Here is a 17,208-nt window from a genome sequence, read left to right as displayed (position 1 = left end):
AGCCTCAATTCCAGGTTGGGGCTTTTTTGCCATCAGGTAAAGGGGGCGACGGGCATGCTGCAAAACGCCGCCGTCAACCCACCAGCCAAATGCGCAGGGCCGCTGCAGATTGGGCCTTGGGTTCTTTGGCCTCTGATCAGGAGCAGCACAATCCAAAGCGCAAATCCCGCAACAAATCCCATAAAAAACAAGGGCAGGCTCGCAAGGCCGAACCAGGCGCCTGCCATGGCCATGGTTTTGAGATCTCCATGGCCTATGAGTCCTTTTCCGGTAAAGCGCTGCAGTGCGGTCGTCAGCAGAAACGGCGCCAGATAGGCGGCAGCTGCACCATAGATATGCTCGGCAGCTGAACCTGCTTGAGCGTGATAGAGCAGCCCGGCCCAGAGGACTGGCAGTACAACGATGTCTGGAAGCAGCAGGGCCTTCATATTGATGGCGACCAGGAGCAGAAGGCTCAAAAAGTAGAAGGCCAGTGCCATGCCTTCCGCTTGCAGTCCCTTTGTGGCTACCGTAGCGCAGCCCAGTAGAGCAGAGGCAAGAATCAATAGCACCGACTGAGTGCGTGTGAGTGGGGCGGCGGCGAGGTTGTCTCCGCTGAGTTCAAGCTCCGCATATTCATCGACTTCACGTGCCCATTGACGGGAAATACCCAGAGGAATGCGGAATGTCAGAGGGGTCAGAAATGCTGCAGCGATAAGGGCGCACAAAATGCCGCCCAAAATGGCGGCGATAAAAGGTGTCATGGCAAGGTCACGATGGTTTGAGCCGTGATTGTGTGCTTGTCAGAGCACGTTTGGACCGAGGGCTGCAGAGGGATGGGCTGCTTGCTTAAAAAATACCCATCACCAGCCCCGCTGCCATTGACTGCCCCAGCTCCCTGCAGCGCAGCAGCTCTTCGGGGGTGATGTGCTTGGGCGCGAGTATGGCTTCGGGTGTCTGGGCATGGGTGCAGACAATCAGCGGCTCGGCCACGGGCTTGAGTCGCCAGCCAGTACAGATGCGCTCGATCTGCCGTGCGGCATTGCGGCCATCGCTGCCCGCGCAGATCAGGCTGGCATAGGGGCGGCCCTGAATGCGATCCAGCGCGCCGTAGTAGCTGCGGTCAAAGAAGTCCTTCATGATGCCGCTCACTGCAGCCAGATTCTCTGGCGCGGCAAACAGATAGCCCTGCGCTGCCAGCAAATCCTGGGGGCCGGCCTGATGGGCGGGCAAGAGCCGCACCTCCATCCCCGTTTCGGTACCCGCGCCGGTCGCTGCAGCCTCGGCCATCTGCCGGGTGCCTCCGGTCAGAGAGTGATAGACGATGAGCAGGCTGGTGATGGTGGCCATGATGCCTGTCATTGTCCGCTGTTGCCCGAATGCTTCAAGGCCGAGGTCTGCGATGCGCCGAAGGGTTCAAACCCCGAATATTACAATTCGTTGTTAAAAAGAAACAGTTCTGCAAAAAAGAAACGCGGATCGAGCGCCTGAAATATTCACAAAAATTGACATTCGTCAGGGGCGAGATGCATGAAATGCTCTTGATTTTGAAGCGCTTTCTTATGCGCTCATCTGCGATGAAGGCTGGTAGAGCCGATGTCCTCAGGCAAGATGCGCTGTAGTCTCAGGGAAATCACTTGGCGCTAAGGTCATGGCTTTGTAAGTTGATTCCTACAAACTGTGCGCCAACGTTCTGCTTTCGGCCGTTGGACATCTGAGCCGGTGCGCTCGGATGGCAGGACGGGCGGCTTTTCATATTCGGGTTCCGTTTCCTCGCATGTCGCGTTTCGTTCTTCGTTCATCGTTGGAAAGACATCGTTCCATGCTGGCTCTGGCAGCGCTGGCGATGGGTATGGGTTGTGGCGCGATGGGAGCCTGGCAACTGCACAGCAGCATGCAAAGCCGGGCCCAATTGCGTTTGCAAAACGGTGCCGAGCTTGCAGTGCAGGCGCTGGAACAGCGCCTGGCGGTCTATGCCGATGTGCTGGAACAATTGAGCAGCTCCTTGAGCGGCAGCGTCAATGAGAGCCCGCAGCTGTTTGCTCAGCAGGCACACCATGCGCTATCGCAGGTGCGGCTGCATGGCTTGCAGGCCCTGAGCCTGACAAGGGTGACCGAACCCAACCCCCATGCGGATGCGGGGGAGCCGCCTTTTCACTTCGAGACCTCGGCTGTGTGGCCCTACAAGGGCAATGAGATGCTCAAAGGTCATGACGTCAGGCCGGCGGCCGCCGTCTGGCAGTCTTTACAGTCGGCCTGGAGATCCCGCTCCATGGCTGTTTCCGGTGCCTATCATCTTCATCAGGTCTCAGGCAGTCCCTTGGGAGTGCTTTTGCGGCGTCCCGTCTTCGGGCCGCAATCCAGCCAGGGTGAAGAGGCGGTGCCGCAGCTGCAGGGAATCGTGAATGCCACGGTGCGCCTGTCCGACTTTGCCCTCGGTCTGGTGCCCGCCAATGTCTATCCGCATGTGGCGCTGAAGATCCAGGATTTGGGGCCGATTCAGACATCTGGCGCTGCCGGGGCCGGGCCGGTGGTGGAGAAAACGCTCTACACCGGTTCGATCTGGGCTGCCAACACGGAAGACGCCGATTTCGCGGCCGCACTCCCGCTGGAGCGCAGGCTGCATGTCTATGACCGGGTCTGGCTGCTGCAGTTCAAGTCTGCGATAGGCAGCACTGCCTGGTTGGAGAAGGCCATGCCCTGGGCTGTTCTTGCCTTGGGAGCTTTGCTGGGCTTGCTGGCGGCCTTCGGGATTTCGGGCTGGTGGCAAAGCCGATTCAGCTGGCTGCGGCGCATACGCTCTTCAAAGCAGGCACACAAGCAAAGCGATGCACGTTTTCATGCCATGTGCGAGCAGGCTGCGCTGGGCGTGGTGGAAGTGGATCTGGACAGTCGCGGCATCCTCAAGGTGAATGCGCATTACTGCCGTTTGACAGGCCATGCCGAGCAGGAACTGGTCTCGCGCAATGTGCTGGAAATGCTCGCTCCCGAAGACCGGGCGGGCTGCGCATCGTTGATGGACACGGTCAACCTGCAGCAGTTCCCGCATGGTTCGGGTGAGTTCCGCCTGCGTGCCCGTGATGGCAGCCAGCTCTGGGTGGAGCTGACCGTTTTTCTCGATGGTTCGCAAGAGGCCAGGCGCATTCTGGTGCTGGTGCAGGACATTAGCGGGCGCAAGCGGCTTGAACAGATGGAGCGCGAGGGCCATCAACAGCTGCGCAATCTCATGCAGCGCCTGCCCGTGGGCTTGGTCATGGAAGATCATCAGGGCCGGTTTGTCTACTGGAACGAGGAGTTCCTGCGTCTGGCCGGCCAGAGCGGATCTCCCGAGCACTGCGCGGCGCAATGGTGGCGGCGCATGTATCCCGACATGGCCGAGCACGAGCGTGTGGTGCAGCGCTGGCAAAGCGCGCAAAGCAAGGCGCGGGCCGTCCTGAAGTCCGAGAAAAGCCTGTCCTCCCCGGTGGACGCGCAGCTGGGAGGGCCGGGGGGCTACACCATTGAGGTGCAGGAGATGCAACTGCTGGGCATGGACGGCCTGCGCCGGCCGGTGCTGGTGTCGGGGGTGATGCAGGAGGATGGCTGCCTCATGGTGCTGCAGGATCAGAGTCTGCGCCAGGCCGCCGAGCAGGAAGTCAAACGCCTGGCTTTCTATGATGCACTGACCGATCTGCCCAATCGCCGCCTGATGGCCGACAGATTGCAGCAGGCACTGGAGACCTGCTTGCGGCGTCAGCACTTCGGCGGTGTGGTGCTGCTGGACATCGATAACTTCAAGGCCTTCAACGCGGACTTCGGCCTGGAGCTGGGCGATCTCCTGCTGGTCGGCATGAGCCAGCGCATCAAGGCGCAACTGCCTGCGGGGGCGACCATGGCGCGCCAGGGTGGTGATGATTTTGTGCTGCTGCTGGAGGATCTGGGCGAAGACCCGGTGGCCGCCGCGACCCGGCTGGAGCATGAGGCCAATGTCTGGATGAAGCTGCTCAGCGAGCCCATGGAGATTGCGGGTGCATTGCGCCAGATCACGGTAAGCGTGGGTCTGAGTCTCTTCGGCGGTCAGCCGATGAAGGTGGAAGAGGTGCTGCGCCGCGCCGAGATGGCCATGTACCAGGCCAAGAGTCAGGGCCGCAATACCCACTGTTTCTTCGACCCGCAGCTGCAGTCGGCGCTTCAGGAGCGGCGCACGCTGGAGCAGGACATGCGGGCCGGACTCAAGGCTGGTCAGTTCGAGCTGTTCTATCAGCCGCAGGTGGAGATGGGCCGGGTCATCGGTGCCGAAGCCCTGCTGCGCTGGAAGCATCCTGTGCGCAGCTATGTACCTCCTGCGCAGTTCATTCCGCTGGCCGAGGAAACGGGCTTCATCTTGCAACTGGGCGAATGGGTGCTGGAGGCTGCCTGCCGTCAACTGGCCAGATGGGCCCAGCATCCGCGCTATGCCCAGTTGGTGCTCTCGGTCAATGTGAGTCCCGGCCAGTTTCTGCAGCCGAACTTCGTGGATCAGGTACTCAGGGCCCTGGCAGAGCATGGAGCAGATGCCAGCAGGCTCAAACTGGAGCTGACAGAGGGCATGCTGGTCACCGATGTGGACAGCACCATTGCCAAGATGGCGCGTTTGAAGTCCTATGGCATCGGTTTCTCGCTCGATGACTTTGGGACCGGCTACTCGTCCCTGGCCTATCTCAAGCGCCTGCCGCTCGATCAGCTCAAGATCGACCGCAGCTTTGTGCGCGATGTGCTGACCGACCCTAACGATGCTGCGATTGCCCGCACCATCGTGGCGCTGGCCAAGAGCCTGGGTCTGCATGTGATTGCCGAGGGCGTGGAAACGCTGGCGCAGTGCCGTTTTCTGGAGGGCATCCGCTGCCATGCCTGGCAGGGCTATCTGATGAGCCCCGCCGTGCCGCCGCAGGAGCTTGAGCGTCTGGTCACCCATGGTGTTGTGCCGGGAGCGGGTGCGCCGGCACTGAGTCCGTCTTCGATGCGCTGAGCTGCTGACGGGCGGTGTCTTGATTCACAATATGCCGCTTTGTGTTTGCTGACTCTTTTGCCGTGACCGAAATCAAGACCTTGCTGCTGTTTGCCTTGACTGCTGTGGCCGAAATTCTCGGTTGCTATCTGCCCTGGCTCTGGCTCAAGCAGGGGGCAAGCGTCTGGTTGCTGCTGCCGGCCGTCGTGAGCCTGGCCGCTTTTGTCTGGCTGCTGACGCTGCACCCCTCGGCTTCGGGACGCATTTATGCGGCTTATGGTGGCATCTATATCAGCGTGGCCCTGGTCTGGCTGTGGCTGGTCGATGGCGTGAAGCCCAGCGGCTGGGATATGGCCGGTGTTGTGGTGTGCCTGCTGGGTGCGGGCCTGATTGCTTTTCAGCCTCGGGCTTGAAAAACCATAAAAACCGACTAAAACCCTTGGTGGTCATGCGCAAGCTGCTATGGTTTGCGCAGTTGCAGCAAAGTTGATCTGCGCCCTGGCGGGGAGCGTTATGATTCTGGCCTGTCATCGGCTGCGAGCAAGGATTGGGTTTTCTCAAGCTTTGCATATGCGCGGCCGTTTTTTGCCGTTCCCGGCCTGATCTCCCAAACTGTTGCCGCCCCTGGACCGACCCTGACACCGTGCGCCTGAACTCCATCAAGCTCTCCGGCTTCAAATCCTTTGCCGAACCCACCAACTTCATCCTGCCCGGGCAGATGGTGGGTGTGGTGGGCCCCAATGGTTGCGGCAAGTCCAACATCATGGATGCGGTGCGCTGGGTGCTGGGAGAGAGCAAGGCCAGCGAACTGCGTGGCGAGTCCATGCAGGACGTGATCTTCAACGGCACCACGCACAGAAAGCCGTCGAGCCGTGCCAGCGTGGAGCTGACCTTCGACAACAGCGACCACCGCGCCGGCGGCCAGTGGGGCCAGTTTGGCGAGATCGCCGTCAAGCGCGTGCTCACGCGCGAGGGCAATAGCAGCTATTTCATCAACAACCAGCCCGTGCGTCGCCGCGACGTGCAGGACGTGTTCCTGGGCACGGGTCTGGGCCCGCGTGCCTACGCCATCATCGGCCAGGGCACGATCAGCCGCATCATCGAGTCACGCCCGGAAGAGCTGCGTCTGTTCCTCGAAGAGGCGGCAGGGGTTTCCAAATACAAGGAGCGCAGGCGTGAGACGGAAAACCGCCTTTCGGCCACGACCGAAAACCTCACCCGTGTGGAAGACATTCTTCGCGAACTCAATGCCAATCTTGACAAGCTTGAGAAACAGGCCGAAGTCGCAGCCAAGTACAACGGCCTGAACGCCCAGGTCACGCTCAAGCAGCATCAGCTGTGGTTCCTCAAGCGCGCCGAAGCCGAGGCCGAGCAGGACCGCGTGCGTGTCGAAGGGCTCAAGGTCGTCAATGAGCTCGAAGAGCGCATGGCCGACATCCGCAACAACGAAAGCGGATTGGAGGCCCTGCGCCAGGCGCATTACGACGCCAGCGACCATGTCAATCAGGCGCAGAGCAAGCTCTACGAAGCCACGGCCGAAGTCGGCAAGCTCGAGGCCGAAATCCGCTATGTGGTCGAAGGTCGCCAGCGCGTGCAGCAGCGCCTGCAGCAACTGGCCGAGCAACTGCTGCTGTGGAGCAGCCGCAGCGAAGAGGCCCAGGGCGAGATCGAGAGCATCGAAGGCGCGGGCATGGACGCCGAAGAGCAGGCCGAGATGCTGGCTGCCCAGCTCGAAGAGCAAAGCGCCCGTCTGCCCGATCTGGAAGAGGCTTTGCACAAGGCGCAAAAAGCCGATGCCGATCAGCGCAACTCCGTCGTGCAGGTGCAGCAGCAGATCCAGGTGCTGGCCGCCGAGCAGCGCAGCCTGGACGAGCAGCGTCGCCAGTTCGAAACCCGCTATGAGCGTCTGCGCACCGACCGCAATGCGCTGGAAACGCCCGATGAAGCGCGCCTGAACAATCTGCAGGCGCAGTTGGCCGAGGCGCAGGAGCTGGCCGAAATGGCGGCCGCCGTGCTCGAAGAGCTGCAGGAAAACGTGCCGCAGCTCGACGAGGATCGCCGCACCCGCCAGCAGACGGTGAACGCGGAAAACAGCCGCCACGCCGATCTGTCGGCGCGGCTCGATGCGCTCAAGGCCTTGCAGGAAAAGGTCAAGACCGACGGCAAGCTCCAGCCCTGGCTGGCCAAGCATGGGCTGGATGGCTTGCAGGGGCTGTGGAGCCGTATTGCCATCGAAGGCGGCTGGGAAAACGCGCTGGAAGCCGCACTGCGCGAACGTCTGGGCGCACTGGAAGTAGGGCGCCTCGATATGGTGCGCGGCTTTCTGGGCTCGGGCGGGCAGGATGCACCGCCTGCGCGACTGGCGTTTTTCAGCCCGCCACAGACTACCGGAGCCGCACCTAACAGCCGTTTTTCGCCGTTGTCGGATTTGCTCAAGATCAGCGATGCAGGGCTGCGTGCCGTTCTGGTCGACTGGCTGGCGGGCTGCTATACCGCGCCCACGCTGGACGAAGCTTTATCTAGGCGTGCCGAGCTGCAGGCTGGCGAGACGATTTATGTGCCCACGGGCCATGCGGTGACTGCGCACAGCGTCACCTTCTATGCCCAGGATTCCGAGCAGTCGGGTCTGCTGGCCCGTGCCCAGGAAATCGAGCACCTTGAAAAAGAGGTGCGCGCCCAGGCCCTGATTGCCGAGGAGTCGCGTTCGGCCCTGGTACGCGCGGAAAGCGCCTATGCCGATGCCTCCCAGCGTCTGGTGGCTGCGCGCCGTGAAGCAAGCGAGTCGCAAAGCCGTGCCCATGAGCTGCAGGTCGAAACCCTGCGCCTGTCGCAGCTGGCCGAGCAGGCCCGCGCACGCAATGCCCAGATTTCTGCCGACCTGTCGGAAGTCGAGGCCCAGCTCTCCGATATCGAAGAGCGCAAGGTGTCGGCCGAGGCTCGCTTCGAGGAGCTGGACATGCAACTGGCCGACAGTCAGGAGCGCCATGCACAACTGGGCGACCGGGTGCTGGAGTCAGAGCGCCGCCTGAACGAGTCGCGCGAGCAATTGCGCGCCCTGGAGCGTCAGGCCCAGGAAGCCACTTTCTCGCAGCGCACGCTGCATGCGCGCCGCGCCGAGCTGTCGCGCACCATCGAAACCGCCAGCCAGCAGGCCAAGTCGCTGGCCGAGGAGCAGCAGCGCGCCCAGGACGAGCTGGCCCGCTTGTCCGACGCCGCAGCGCAGGGCGGTCTGCAGGATGCGCTGGATCTGAAGATGCAGCGTGAGAAGGATGTGGCCGAGCGTCGCAGCGAATACGAAGACCTGACCAACAAGCTGCGTGCCAGTGACGAGCGCCGCCAGTCGCTGGAAAAGGCGCTGGACCCGCTGCGCCAGCGCATCACCGAATTCCAGCTCAAGGAGCAGGCCGCGCGCCTGGGTCTGGAGCAGTACAGCAATCTGCTGACCGAGGCCGAAGCCGATCTGGCCGCCGTGGCCCAGTCCATTGCCGAGGGCAATGTGCGCATGCATGGTCTGCAAGGCGAAATCGACCGCCTGCACCGGGAAATACAGGCTCTGGGCGCGGTGAATCTGGCCGCTCTCGACGAGTTGACGCTGGCGCGCGAGCGCAAGACCTTCCTCGATGCGCAGATGGACGATCTGACCAAGGCCATGAACACTCTGGAAGAAGCCATCCGCAAGATCGACGCCGAGACGCGTGATCTGCTGACCGGCACCTTCGATATCGTCAACCGTCACTTTGGCCGCATGTTCCCCGAGCTGTTTGGCGGCGGCCAGGCCAAGCTGGTGATTACCGGCGACGAAATTCTGGATGCCGGCGTGCAGGTGATTGCCCAGCCGCCCGGCAAGAAAAACCAGACCATTCACCTGCTCTCGGGTGGCGAGAAGGCACTGACCGCGATTGCGCTGGTGTTTGCCATCTTCCAGCTCAACCCCGCACCCTTTTGTCTGCTCGACGAAGTGGATGCGCCGCTGGACGACGCCAATACCGAGCGCTATGCCAAGCTGGTTCACAGCATGAGCAAGGGCACCCAGTTTCTGTTCATCAGTCACAACAAGATCGCCATGGAAATGGCCGAGCAACTGATCGGTGTGACGATGCAGGAGCAAGGTGTTTCACGAATTGTTGCGGTGGACATGGAGTCCGCACTGTCCATGGCTGAGCTATCCTGAGCCATGTCGTCCAAATATTCTGGAAAAACCGTTTTCTGACATGAGTAACCTGCAAATCAGTCTGGCCGTCCTGGGTGTGGTGCTGTTGATCCTGATCGTTGCCTACAACTCCTGGACCTCCCGGCGCAATGCTCCCCGCAAGGCCGAACCTTTGGAAGAGAGCGCGGACCCTGCCCGCCACGAGCCCGGTATGGACACCGTGGGACATGGCTCCGATCTGACCAAATACCAGCATGAGCCCATGCTCGGCGACTTCGGCAAGGCTATTCCCGGCACCGAGCCCGTGCAGATGCCCGAAGGCCGCTTTGCCGAGGCGGATGCCGAGCTGGCCCGCATCGTGGCCCGCGAAGCCTATGAAGAGCAGCAGCGCCAGGCCGCTCTGGCTCAGCAAGGCGAGCAGGGTGCCGGTGATGCGGTCATGTCCGTTCAGCGCACCGATGCTGCCATCGCCGCAGTGACCGAGCAGACCGCAGCCCCGCGCCAGGAACCTGTGCTGGCCGATGTACCGTTGGCGGCAGAGCCTATTCCCACCATTGCGCCCGCTCCATCGCTGGAGCGGCGCAGCCATCTGGACCCGTTGATCGACGCCATCGCTCCCATCACCGTAGCGCAGATCGTGCCGGGAGAGGTGGCATTGCAAGCCCACCCCAGCACACGCCGTGCGGGCAACAAGCCCTTTGCCATCGAAGGCATGAACCAGGAAAGCAGACAGTGGGAGCCGCTGCAGGCCGGTCAGCGTTACCTGGGCTTTCAGGCGGGCGTGCAACTGGCCAACCGTACCGGCTCGCTCAACGAGATCGAGTTCTCGGAATTCGTCACCAAGGTGCAGCGCTTTGCCGATGCGCTGGGTGCCATGGCCGATGTGCCCGATATGCTTGGCGAAGTCTCGCGCGCCCGTGAGCTCGATCAGTTCGCCAGCGAGCACGATGCACAGCTGAGCTTCATGCTGCGTGCGCGCCAGGCGTCCTGGAGCGCCGGTTATGTGCAGCAGAATGCCCAGCGCCTGGGATTCGTGACTTCGGCCATGCCGGGCCGCATGGTGCTGGCATCGCCCCTGCCCAATATGCCGCCCGTGCTGGTGCTCAGCTATGACCCGCAGGCTGCCCTGGGTGACGACCTGGATCAGTCCGTGGTGCGCGAATTCCTGATCAGTCTGGATGTGGCCCAGGTGCCGCGTGGCCAGCAGCCGTTTGCGCGTTTGCGCCAGGTGGCAGAGCAGCTGTGCCAGACCATGGATGGCGTGCTGTGCGACCAGAACGGCTATCTGCTGCCAGTGTCGGCGCTGGACCCTATCCAGCATGACCTGGAGCTGCTCTACGACAAGCTCGACAGCGCCGAGCTGTCGGCCGGCTCGCTGCTCGCCAGAAGGCTTTTCAGCTAAAAAATGCTCCCCCCTGAGCCGCTGCGCGGCTTCCCGTTGCACGGCGCCCCCAAGGGGGACGACGGCCTTTGCTGGGGCAGCCCACGCTGCGGGGCGGCCCTTGCTGGCCGTCTCTCGTTTGGGCCGCGCGGGTTTCATGGGCCGTGGGTGATGCGGATACCATGCGTGAACAACCATCATTAAGGCCAACGATGTTGGCCTTTTTCATCGTCATTTCCCTGGCTAGAGCATGACCGAGAATTTAGACCTTTTTTCCGCTGAACCCCAGGACCAGAAGGCGCCAGCAGCTATCAAAAATGGGGTGCCTGAAACGGTGATGGCCAAGACGGCCGCACTGCGTGCGCAGCTCAACCAGTGGGCGCACGAATACTATGTGCTGGACACCCCCACGGTGCCCGACGGCGAGTACGACCGGATCTACCAGCAGCTCGAAGCACTTGAAGGAGCCTATCCCGCACTTGTCACGCCGGACTCTCCCACGCAGCGCGTGATCGGTGCGGTGCTGGATGGCCTGACACCGGTGCGCCATGCCGTGCCCATGCTCAGCATCCAGACCGAGACCGATAACGAGGCTACGGGCGCCATCGCCTTTGACCAGCGCGTGCGCAAGGAGCTGGGCCTGGATGAGTCCGCTGCAGCCATCGAATATGTGGCCGAGCCCAAGTTTGACGGCTTGGCCATGAACCTGCGCTACGAGAATGGCGTGCTGGTGCAGGCCACCACACGCGGTGATGGCGAGGTGGGCGAGGACGTGACGCACAACATCCGCACCATTCGCCAGATCCCGCTGACGCTGTCCGCTGCGGCCAAGGTGCCGCCTGTGGTCGAGGTACGTGGCGAGGTGCACATGATGCGGGCCGATCTGGAAAAGCTCAACGAGCGCCAGCTGGCAGCCGGTGGCAAGACTTTTGCCAACCCGCGCAATGCGGCGGCAGGCTCGGTGCGCCAGCTGGACTCGAAGATTGCGGCCCAGCGTCCGCTGTCGTTCTTTGCCTATGGCCTGGGCGAGATCACGCCAGCCGATCAGGGTGGGCCCGACTTCGGCACTCACTACGGCATGCTGCAGACGTTGAAATCCTGGGGTTTTCCGGTTGCACCGCAGGTGTGTGTGGCGACAGGCGCTTCGGAATTGGTAGCGTTTCACGAACGCATAGGCGCCGAGCGCGCCAGTCTGCCCTATGAGATCGACGGCGTGGTCTACAAGGTCAACAGTCTGGCGCTACAGCGCCAGCTGGGCTTCAAGTCGCGCGAGCCGCGCTGGGCTGTGGCGCACAAGTATCCGGCCCAGGAGATGCCCACGCTGATGGAGGCCATCGACGTGCAGGTCGGCCGCACCGGCAAGCTCACACCCGTGGCGCGCCTGGCACCCGTACAGGTAGGGGGTGTGGTGGTGACCAATGCCACCTTGTCCAATCTGTTCGACATCCGTAAGAAAGGCGTGCGCGTGGGCGACCAGGTCATCGTGCGCCGCGCCGGCGATGTGATTCCCGAGGTGGTGGGCAAGGTTGCCGGCGAGCGACCTTTGTATGTACCTAACTTCCGCATGCCCAAAACCTGCCCCATCTGCGGCAGCGAAGTGGTACGCGAAAAGGGCGAAGCCAACCACCGCTGCACGGGCGGTCTGTTCTGCGGTGCGCAGCGCAAGGAAGCCATCTTGCACTTCGCCCACCGCCGTGCCATGGATATCGAGGGTCTGGGCGACAAGCTGGTCGACCAGCTCGTCGATGGCCAGGTGGTGCGCGTGCTGCCCGATCTGTACAAGCTGGGCCTGACCTCGTTGGCGGCGCTGGATCGCATGGCCGAGAAATCGGCCCAGAACGTGCTCGCGGCCCTGGAGAAATCCAAGAGCACCACGCTGCAGCGCTTTCTGTTCGGTCTGGGCATTCGCAACGTAGGTGAGTCCACGGCACGTGATCTGGCCAAGCATTTCGGCAAGCTCGACGCCATCATGGACGCCAGTGTGGAAGAGCTGCTGCAGGTCAAGGATGTAGGTCCTGTGGTGGCCGACAGCATTCACACCTTTTTTGCCCAGCCTCATAACCGCGAGGTGGTGGAGCAGCTGCGCGCCTGTGGCGTGCACTGGGAGGAAGGCGAGCCGGCCGAGAAGGCGCCGCAGATTCTGGCGGGGCTGACGGTCGTGCTGACCGGTACCCTGCCCACGCTGGGCCGCGATACCGCCAAGGACATGCTGGAAGCCGCTGGTGCCAAGGTCTCCGGCTCGGTCAGCAAGAAGACCAGCTATGTGGTGGCCGGTGCGGAGGCGGGCTCCAAGCTGGCCAAGGCCGAAGAGCTGGGCGTGCCCGTGCTGGACGAGGCCGGCATGCTGGCCTTGCTCAGCGGTGAGCGACCGGCCTGACACGCATACAAAGGACTGTCAGCATGAGCAAATTGCGGCGCAAGCCCATAGTTGGCCTGGCACTGGGCAGCGGCTCTGCCCGCGGCTGGGCACATTTCGGTGTGCTGCACGCGTTGCGTGAGGCCGGAATCAGCCCCGACATCATCTGCGGCACCTCGATTGGCTCGCTGGTTGGCGCAACCTATGCTGCCGGCGAGATGGACAGCTTTCAGGACTGGGTGCTGGGCCTGGGCAAGCGCAAGGTGTTCGGCTTCATGGACTTCAACCTGGGCGGAGGCTTGCTCAAGGGCGAGAAGATCATCGACTTCTGGCGCGAGAACTTCGTGCAGGAAACCATGGAGGAGCTGAGTGCGCCGTTTGGCTGCGTGGCCACCGACCTACAGACCGGCGCAGAAGTCTGGCTGCGCAAGGGCTCGATTGCCGAGGCCGTGCGTGCCTCGATTGCCTTGCCAGGACTGTTCACTCCCGTCATTCACCAGGGGCGTTTGCTGGTCGATGGCGGCCTGGTCAACCCGGTGCCGGTGTCGCTGGCCCGTGCCATGGGCGCGGACATCGTGATTGCGGTCGATCTGAACGCCGACATCATGCGCAAGCATATGAAGCCGGTGGACTTTTCACAGACCGAGCTGAAAGTCCAGACGCAGGAAATTCATGTCTCGGCGCTGAAGCAGGATGCCGTGGCTGAAGAGGAGGCTCTGGCCGACCCCGTGGGCTGGAGCGGGAAATGGAAGCGCAGCATGACCAGCGTGAAAAGCCTGTCGTCCTCGGTGATCCGGCGGGGCCGCAAGGATGAGGCGGTTGATGCGGACGACGCGCCAGCCGTGCCATCGCTGGTGAACGTGGTGCAGGCCAGCGTCAGCATCATGCAGATGCGCATCACGCGCAGCCGCATGGCCGGCGATCCCGCCGAGGTGCTGATCGCGCCGCGCCTGTCCCATATCGGTCTGATGGATTTTCACCGCGGACGCGAATCCATCGATGAAGGTTTTGCTGCAACCCGGCTGGCGCTGCCTGCGCTCAAGGACTGGGGGCTGTAGCCCGGTTGGCATCTGGGACGGAGCAGGCGTCTGGCTCTGTCATAGCTCATGGGCCAACAGGGTGAAACGCTGCAAGGACACATAGCGCGAGCCGCGTTTGCTGCATTCACGCAGCAGGCCCTCGCGGCAAAAGCCCAGGCTGGTCAGCAGCCGTGCAGAGGCCGTGTTTTCCGGCTCGACATAGGCGACCATGCTGTGCAGCCTCAAGTGATTGAAGGCCTCGGGCAGCCAAAGCTGCAGTGCGCTGCGCATCAGGCCCTGGCCCCAGTGCCTGGGCAGCAGCCAGTAGCCGAGCTCGGCACTGTCGCCATCGTCGTCGCGGTCATAGGCACCCAGTGCGCCTACGAGCTGACCATCCATGCAGATGGCTTGCCACCAGCCTTCACCATCGGCGCTTTGCTGCTGGTACCAGTGCAGCTGCTCGCGTGCGATGGCCTGGGCATCGGTTTCGTCCGTCTCCAGCCCGTAGTGCTGTGTGACGCGCTCGTCGCCCATGGCGCAGGCGATGGCGGGCAGATCCGCGTTGCGGAAATTGCGCAGCTGCAGGGTGGGGCGGCTCATGTCTGGGCTTGCTCAGCTGCGGATATAGACCCAGCCGCCTTGCTGCATGCGTGCCAGGGCATCCACGGCGCCCATGGGCAGTACCTGCACGCCAGCAGGTGCGCTCAGGTCGTTGTTTCTGAGGGTGTTGGGGCACAGCAGCACGCGGGGCAAGGCCGGGCCCATGTCCTCGGGTGCATCCACCACGGCCTGCACGGCCTGGGCGTTGGCCACAATCCAGACTTCGGCCTGGGGTTGGGCATTGGTCAGGTTCTTGAAGTTGCCGCGTGCACGTGCCAGCGCCTGGGCGGTGGGGGCGTGCAGTACCACGCGGGTGTCGGGCGCCAGGGCGGGTAGCAGGGTATTCCAGTCGGGTTGGCTCATGGTGAAGGCCTCTCAATTGCTATGCAGACTATAGCTTCTGACGCTGACTGGATATGGTCTAAGGCCTATCTGGAGCCAGATTTATCCATCACGCTGTCAAACAGCCCGGGCGGCATGCCGGTGCGAATCTGGACGCTGTCCTGAGCATTTTTCCAGATCGTGGCGGGCGTGGCGCGCAGACCCATGGCCCTCATCAGAGAGACATTGTTGGCCAAGGCATCGCGGGCCGACAGCGGAATGCGTGGCAGCGCGGCAATACCCAGCGTGTCGGGGCTTTTGCCGTGCGCATCGGCATAGGCCTGTGCATGGCCGGCCAGGGCTTGCTCGGGCGATGGGGCTTGCAAGATGGCTGCGGCCTTGCCTTCGCTGCTGGGGCGCAGCACGGCGACCAGGATATGGCGCAGCTGCAACTGGCCCGATTGCACCAGAGGACGCGCTTCGCGCCATAGCTGGTTGCAATAGGGGCAGTTGGGGTCGGTGAAGACATAGGCGATTTGCGGTGCATCGGGCTTGCCGTCGCCAATCCAGTGAGTGCGCTCCAGGTCGGCCCAGATCTGCTGGCCCATGGGCTTTTGCACGGCGGACTGCAAGGCTTTGGCGTTGACATCCTTGCCTTGCGCATCGATCACCGTGCCTATGACCCAGTGCTTGCCGTCGGGCAGGCGGTAGATGGGGATGGCTTGCTGCTCGCGGTAGGCGGCCCAGGCCTTGAGCCCGCCAGCTGCGGGCATGGGGCCGACCACCGTCAGCCCTTGCTCGGCCAGGAACTTCTCGGATGGCAGATCACCGGCCGCCGGGCCGGCCCAGGCCATGGCGGCTGCGGCGATGGAGGCCCCTGCGACCAGGGCGGCGGCCAGCAATGCCATACGGCTTCGGTATATGTGAGGGGTCATCTGGGGCCTTTTTTGATTGTTGTGTGACGCGCTATCGGGCGGGGGGGCGAGCTGGCGCAATGCGCGTCAGCTGCTCGGCCAGGCTGGCGCGGGACAGCTCTCCCATGCGCATTCCGCGCAGTTGGCCCTGAGCGTCATAAAAATAGGTGGACGGCAGACCGCGTTGCTGCCAATGGGCGCTGGCGCGCTGCTCGGGGTCCAGCAGCACCTGCGGCAGCGGCAAGGCCATGGCCTGCAGGTAGCGCATCACGGCTGCCGCGTCCTCGCCCTGGTTGATCCAGAGAAAGCGAATATCCGGATGCTCCTTCTGGGCCTGGGCCAGTACCGGCATCTCGCGGCGGCAGGGCGGGCACCAGGTGGCCCAGAGATTGATGACCAGCGGCTGGCCCTGGTAGCTGCGCAGGTCCACGGTTTGCGTGCTGGCCGTGACCAAAGTGATGGCTGGAATGGCTGGTTTTTCCGGCTCGACCCAGTTACGCAACGCGTGAGCAGCTATCAGAATGAAAGCGCCTGCGGCCAAGGCCTGCAAAGTGGCACGGCGCAAAGCAGTGTTGCGGCGCGCGCGCCAGAGTGTCCAGGCCGCAGCGGCCGCCAGACCGGCCCACAGATTCCAGCCGCCATCGCGGATATCGACGATCTGCAGCACGCTGGCAGCCGAGTGGGTCACGGGTTGCAGATACTCTTGCCACCACTGGCCCACATAGGCCAGGCGCGCCGCCAGCAAACCCACGAGGAACGAGCGCATGAGCAAGGCATCGACAGCCTGCTCCAGGCGCAACTGCTGGCGTCTGGCCCACCATTGGCTCAGGAGCATGGCGAGGAACAAGGCAAGCGCCATGGTCGGCAGGGCCATGGGGCCGATCAGCACGCTGGCGGGCAAGGCCAGTGATTGCAGCCAGGAAGGAGATGAGGTGGAGATGGGGATAGCCTCTACCGCACTGTCTATGCTTGCTGCTTCTGCGCTGGCTAGTTGGCCCAGTTGTTGGACACTGATGCTCTGCTGCTGGGCCGGGTAGCAGACGCCGGCATGGGCGCAGCCCTGCCATTGCAGCTGCAGCGGCCATTGTTCCGAGCGCTGCGGCAGCGCTGCTTCGATGCGCAGCTCGTCATGAAAGACCTGTACCGTGCCAAAGAAAGCGTCGGTCAGGGTCTGTCCTTGCGGAATGTTCAGTGCCAGTGGCTGGCCTTGGGCATCGCTGAGCTTGAGCTGATCGCGATAGAGGTAGTAGCCCGGCTCTATCCGCCAGTGCAGTTGCAGCAACTGCCTGGTGCCCTCGGTTTTGATAGCGCTTGGCGCAGGCGGTGTCAGCACAAACGCCTGTTCGGAGCCGAGAACCTCGGTGGAGGAGCTGCCGTTGCCTTGTTGTTGCTGCAACAGCCCGGGCACCTGCAGAGGCTGCGCCGGCGCAGCGGCCCCCATCAGCAGCGATGCAGGCAGCAGGACGATGGCAGCAAGGCGAGAAACAGGCATGGGGGCAAGAGCACAAAAAAACCGATCAAA

At 62.9% G+C, this 17,208-nt stretch carries 12 protein-coding genes; 6 read left to right on the top strand and 6 right to left on the bottom strand.

Annotated features, from left to right (window positions below; all coding sequences use genetic code 11):
- Positions 1–32: 32 nt before the first annotated feature.
- Both QMY55_RS12860 and QMY55_RS12855 read right to left on the bottom strand, forming a co-directional pair.
- A complete protein-coding gene (locus QMY55_RS12860) occupies positions 33–743 on the bottom strand; it encodes a prepilin peptidase (RefSeq protein WP_283484601.1) in 711 nt (236 codons plus the stop codon).
- 85 nt (positions 744–828) lie between these two features.
- Positions 829–1,329, bottom strand: a complete 501-nt coding sequence (locus QMY55_RS12855) for a flavodoxin family protein (RefSeq protein ID WP_283484600.1) — start codon at positions 1,327–1,329, stop codon at positions 829–831.
- A gap of 472 nt (positions 1,330–1,801) precedes the next feature.
- Between QMY55_RS12855 and QMY55_RS12850 the strand changes: the two genes are divergently transcribed.
- The 6 genes from QMY55_RS12850 (at position 1,802) to QMY55_RS12825 (ending at position 13,890) form a co-directional block, all read left to right on the top strand.
- Positions 1,802–4,966 carry a bifunctional diguanylate cyclase/phosphodiesterase gene (locus QMY55_RS12850; protein WP_283484599.1) on the top strand — a complete coding sequence of 1,055 codons (3,165 nt, stop codon included), beginning with the start codon at positions 1,802–1,804 and terminating at the stop codon, positions 4,964–4,966.
- Positions 4,967–5,028: 62 nt separating this feature from the next.
- Positions 5,029–5,358, top strand: a complete 330-nt coding sequence (locus tag QMY55_RS12845; RefSeq protein WP_283484598.1) for a YnfA family protein — start codon at positions 5,029–5,031, stop codon at positions 5,356–5,358.
- 230 nt (positions 5,359–5,588) lie between these two features.
- Entirely contained in the window at positions 5,589–9,116 is a 3,528-nt protein-coding gene (gene smc, locus QMY55_RS12840; RefSeq protein WP_283484597.1) for a chromosome segregation protein SMC, read from the top strand.
- Positions 9,117–9,156: 40 nt separating this feature from the next.
- Positions 9,157–10,497 carry a cell division protein FtsZ gene (locus QMY55_RS12835; protein WP_283484596.1) on the top strand — a complete coding sequence of 447 codons (1,341 nt, stop codon included), beginning with the start codon at positions 9,157–9,159 and terminating at the stop codon, positions 10,495–10,497.
- Positions 10,498–10,726: 229 nt separating this feature from the next.
- Complete coding sequence (ligA, locus tag QMY55_RS12830; protein WP_283484595.1) at positions 10,727–12,853, top strand: NAD-dependent DNA ligase LigA; 2,127 nt, start codon at positions 10,727–10,729, stop codon at positions 12,851–12,853.
- A 23-nt stretch (positions 12,854–12,876) separates the two neighbouring features.
- Positions 12,877–13,890, top strand: a complete 1,014-nt coding sequence (locus QMY55_RS12825) for a patatin-like phospholipase family protein (RefSeq protein WP_283484594.1) — start codon at positions 12,877–12,879, stop codon at positions 13,888–13,890.
- 39 nt (positions 13,891–13,929) lie between these two features.
- Here the strand turns inward: QMY55_RS12825 and QMY55_RS12820 are convergent, their stop codons facing one another.
- The 4 genes from QMY55_RS12820 to QMY55_RS12805 all read right to left on the bottom strand — a co-directional run bounded on the left by QMY55_RS12820 (position 13,930) and on the right by QMY55_RS12805 (position 17,178).
- Positions 13,930–14,451, bottom strand: a complete 522-nt coding sequence (locus tag QMY55_RS12820; protein ID WP_283484593.1) for a GNAT family N-acetyltransferase — start codon at positions 14,449–14,451, stop codon at positions 13,930–13,932.
- Positions 14,452–14,463: 12 nt separating this feature from the next.
- Positions 14,464–14,814, bottom strand: coding sequence for a DsrE family protein (locus QMY55_RS12815; RefSeq protein WP_283484592.1), 351 nt, complete (start codon positions 14,812–14,814; stop codon positions 14,464–14,466).
- 65 nt (positions 14,815–14,879) lie between these two features.
- Positions 14,880–15,680, bottom strand: a complete 801-nt coding sequence (gene dsbG / locus QMY55_RS12810; protein WP_283484591.1) for a thiol:disulfide interchange protein DsbG — start codon at positions 15,678–15,680, stop codon at positions 14,880–14,882.
- 58 nt (positions 15,681–15,738) lie between these two features.
- Positions 15,739–17,178: a prolipoprotein diacylglyceryl transferase family protein gene (locus tag QMY55_RS12805; RefSeq protein WP_283484590.1), complete on the bottom strand. Its 1,440-nt coding sequence runs from the start codon at positions 17,176–17,178 to the stop codon at positions 15,739–15,741.
- Between the last annotated feature and the right edge of the window lie 30 nt (positions 17,179–17,208).

The organism is Comamonas resistens, assembly GCF_030064165.1.
In the GTDB taxonomy this organism is placed as follows: Bacteria; Pseudomonadota; Gammaproteobacteria; order Burkholderiales; family Burkholderiaceae_C; genus Comamonas; species Comamonas resistens.
The sequence above is the reverse complement of the archived record's forward strand: the minus strand, read 5'-3'. Positions and strand labels throughout refer to the sequence as shown.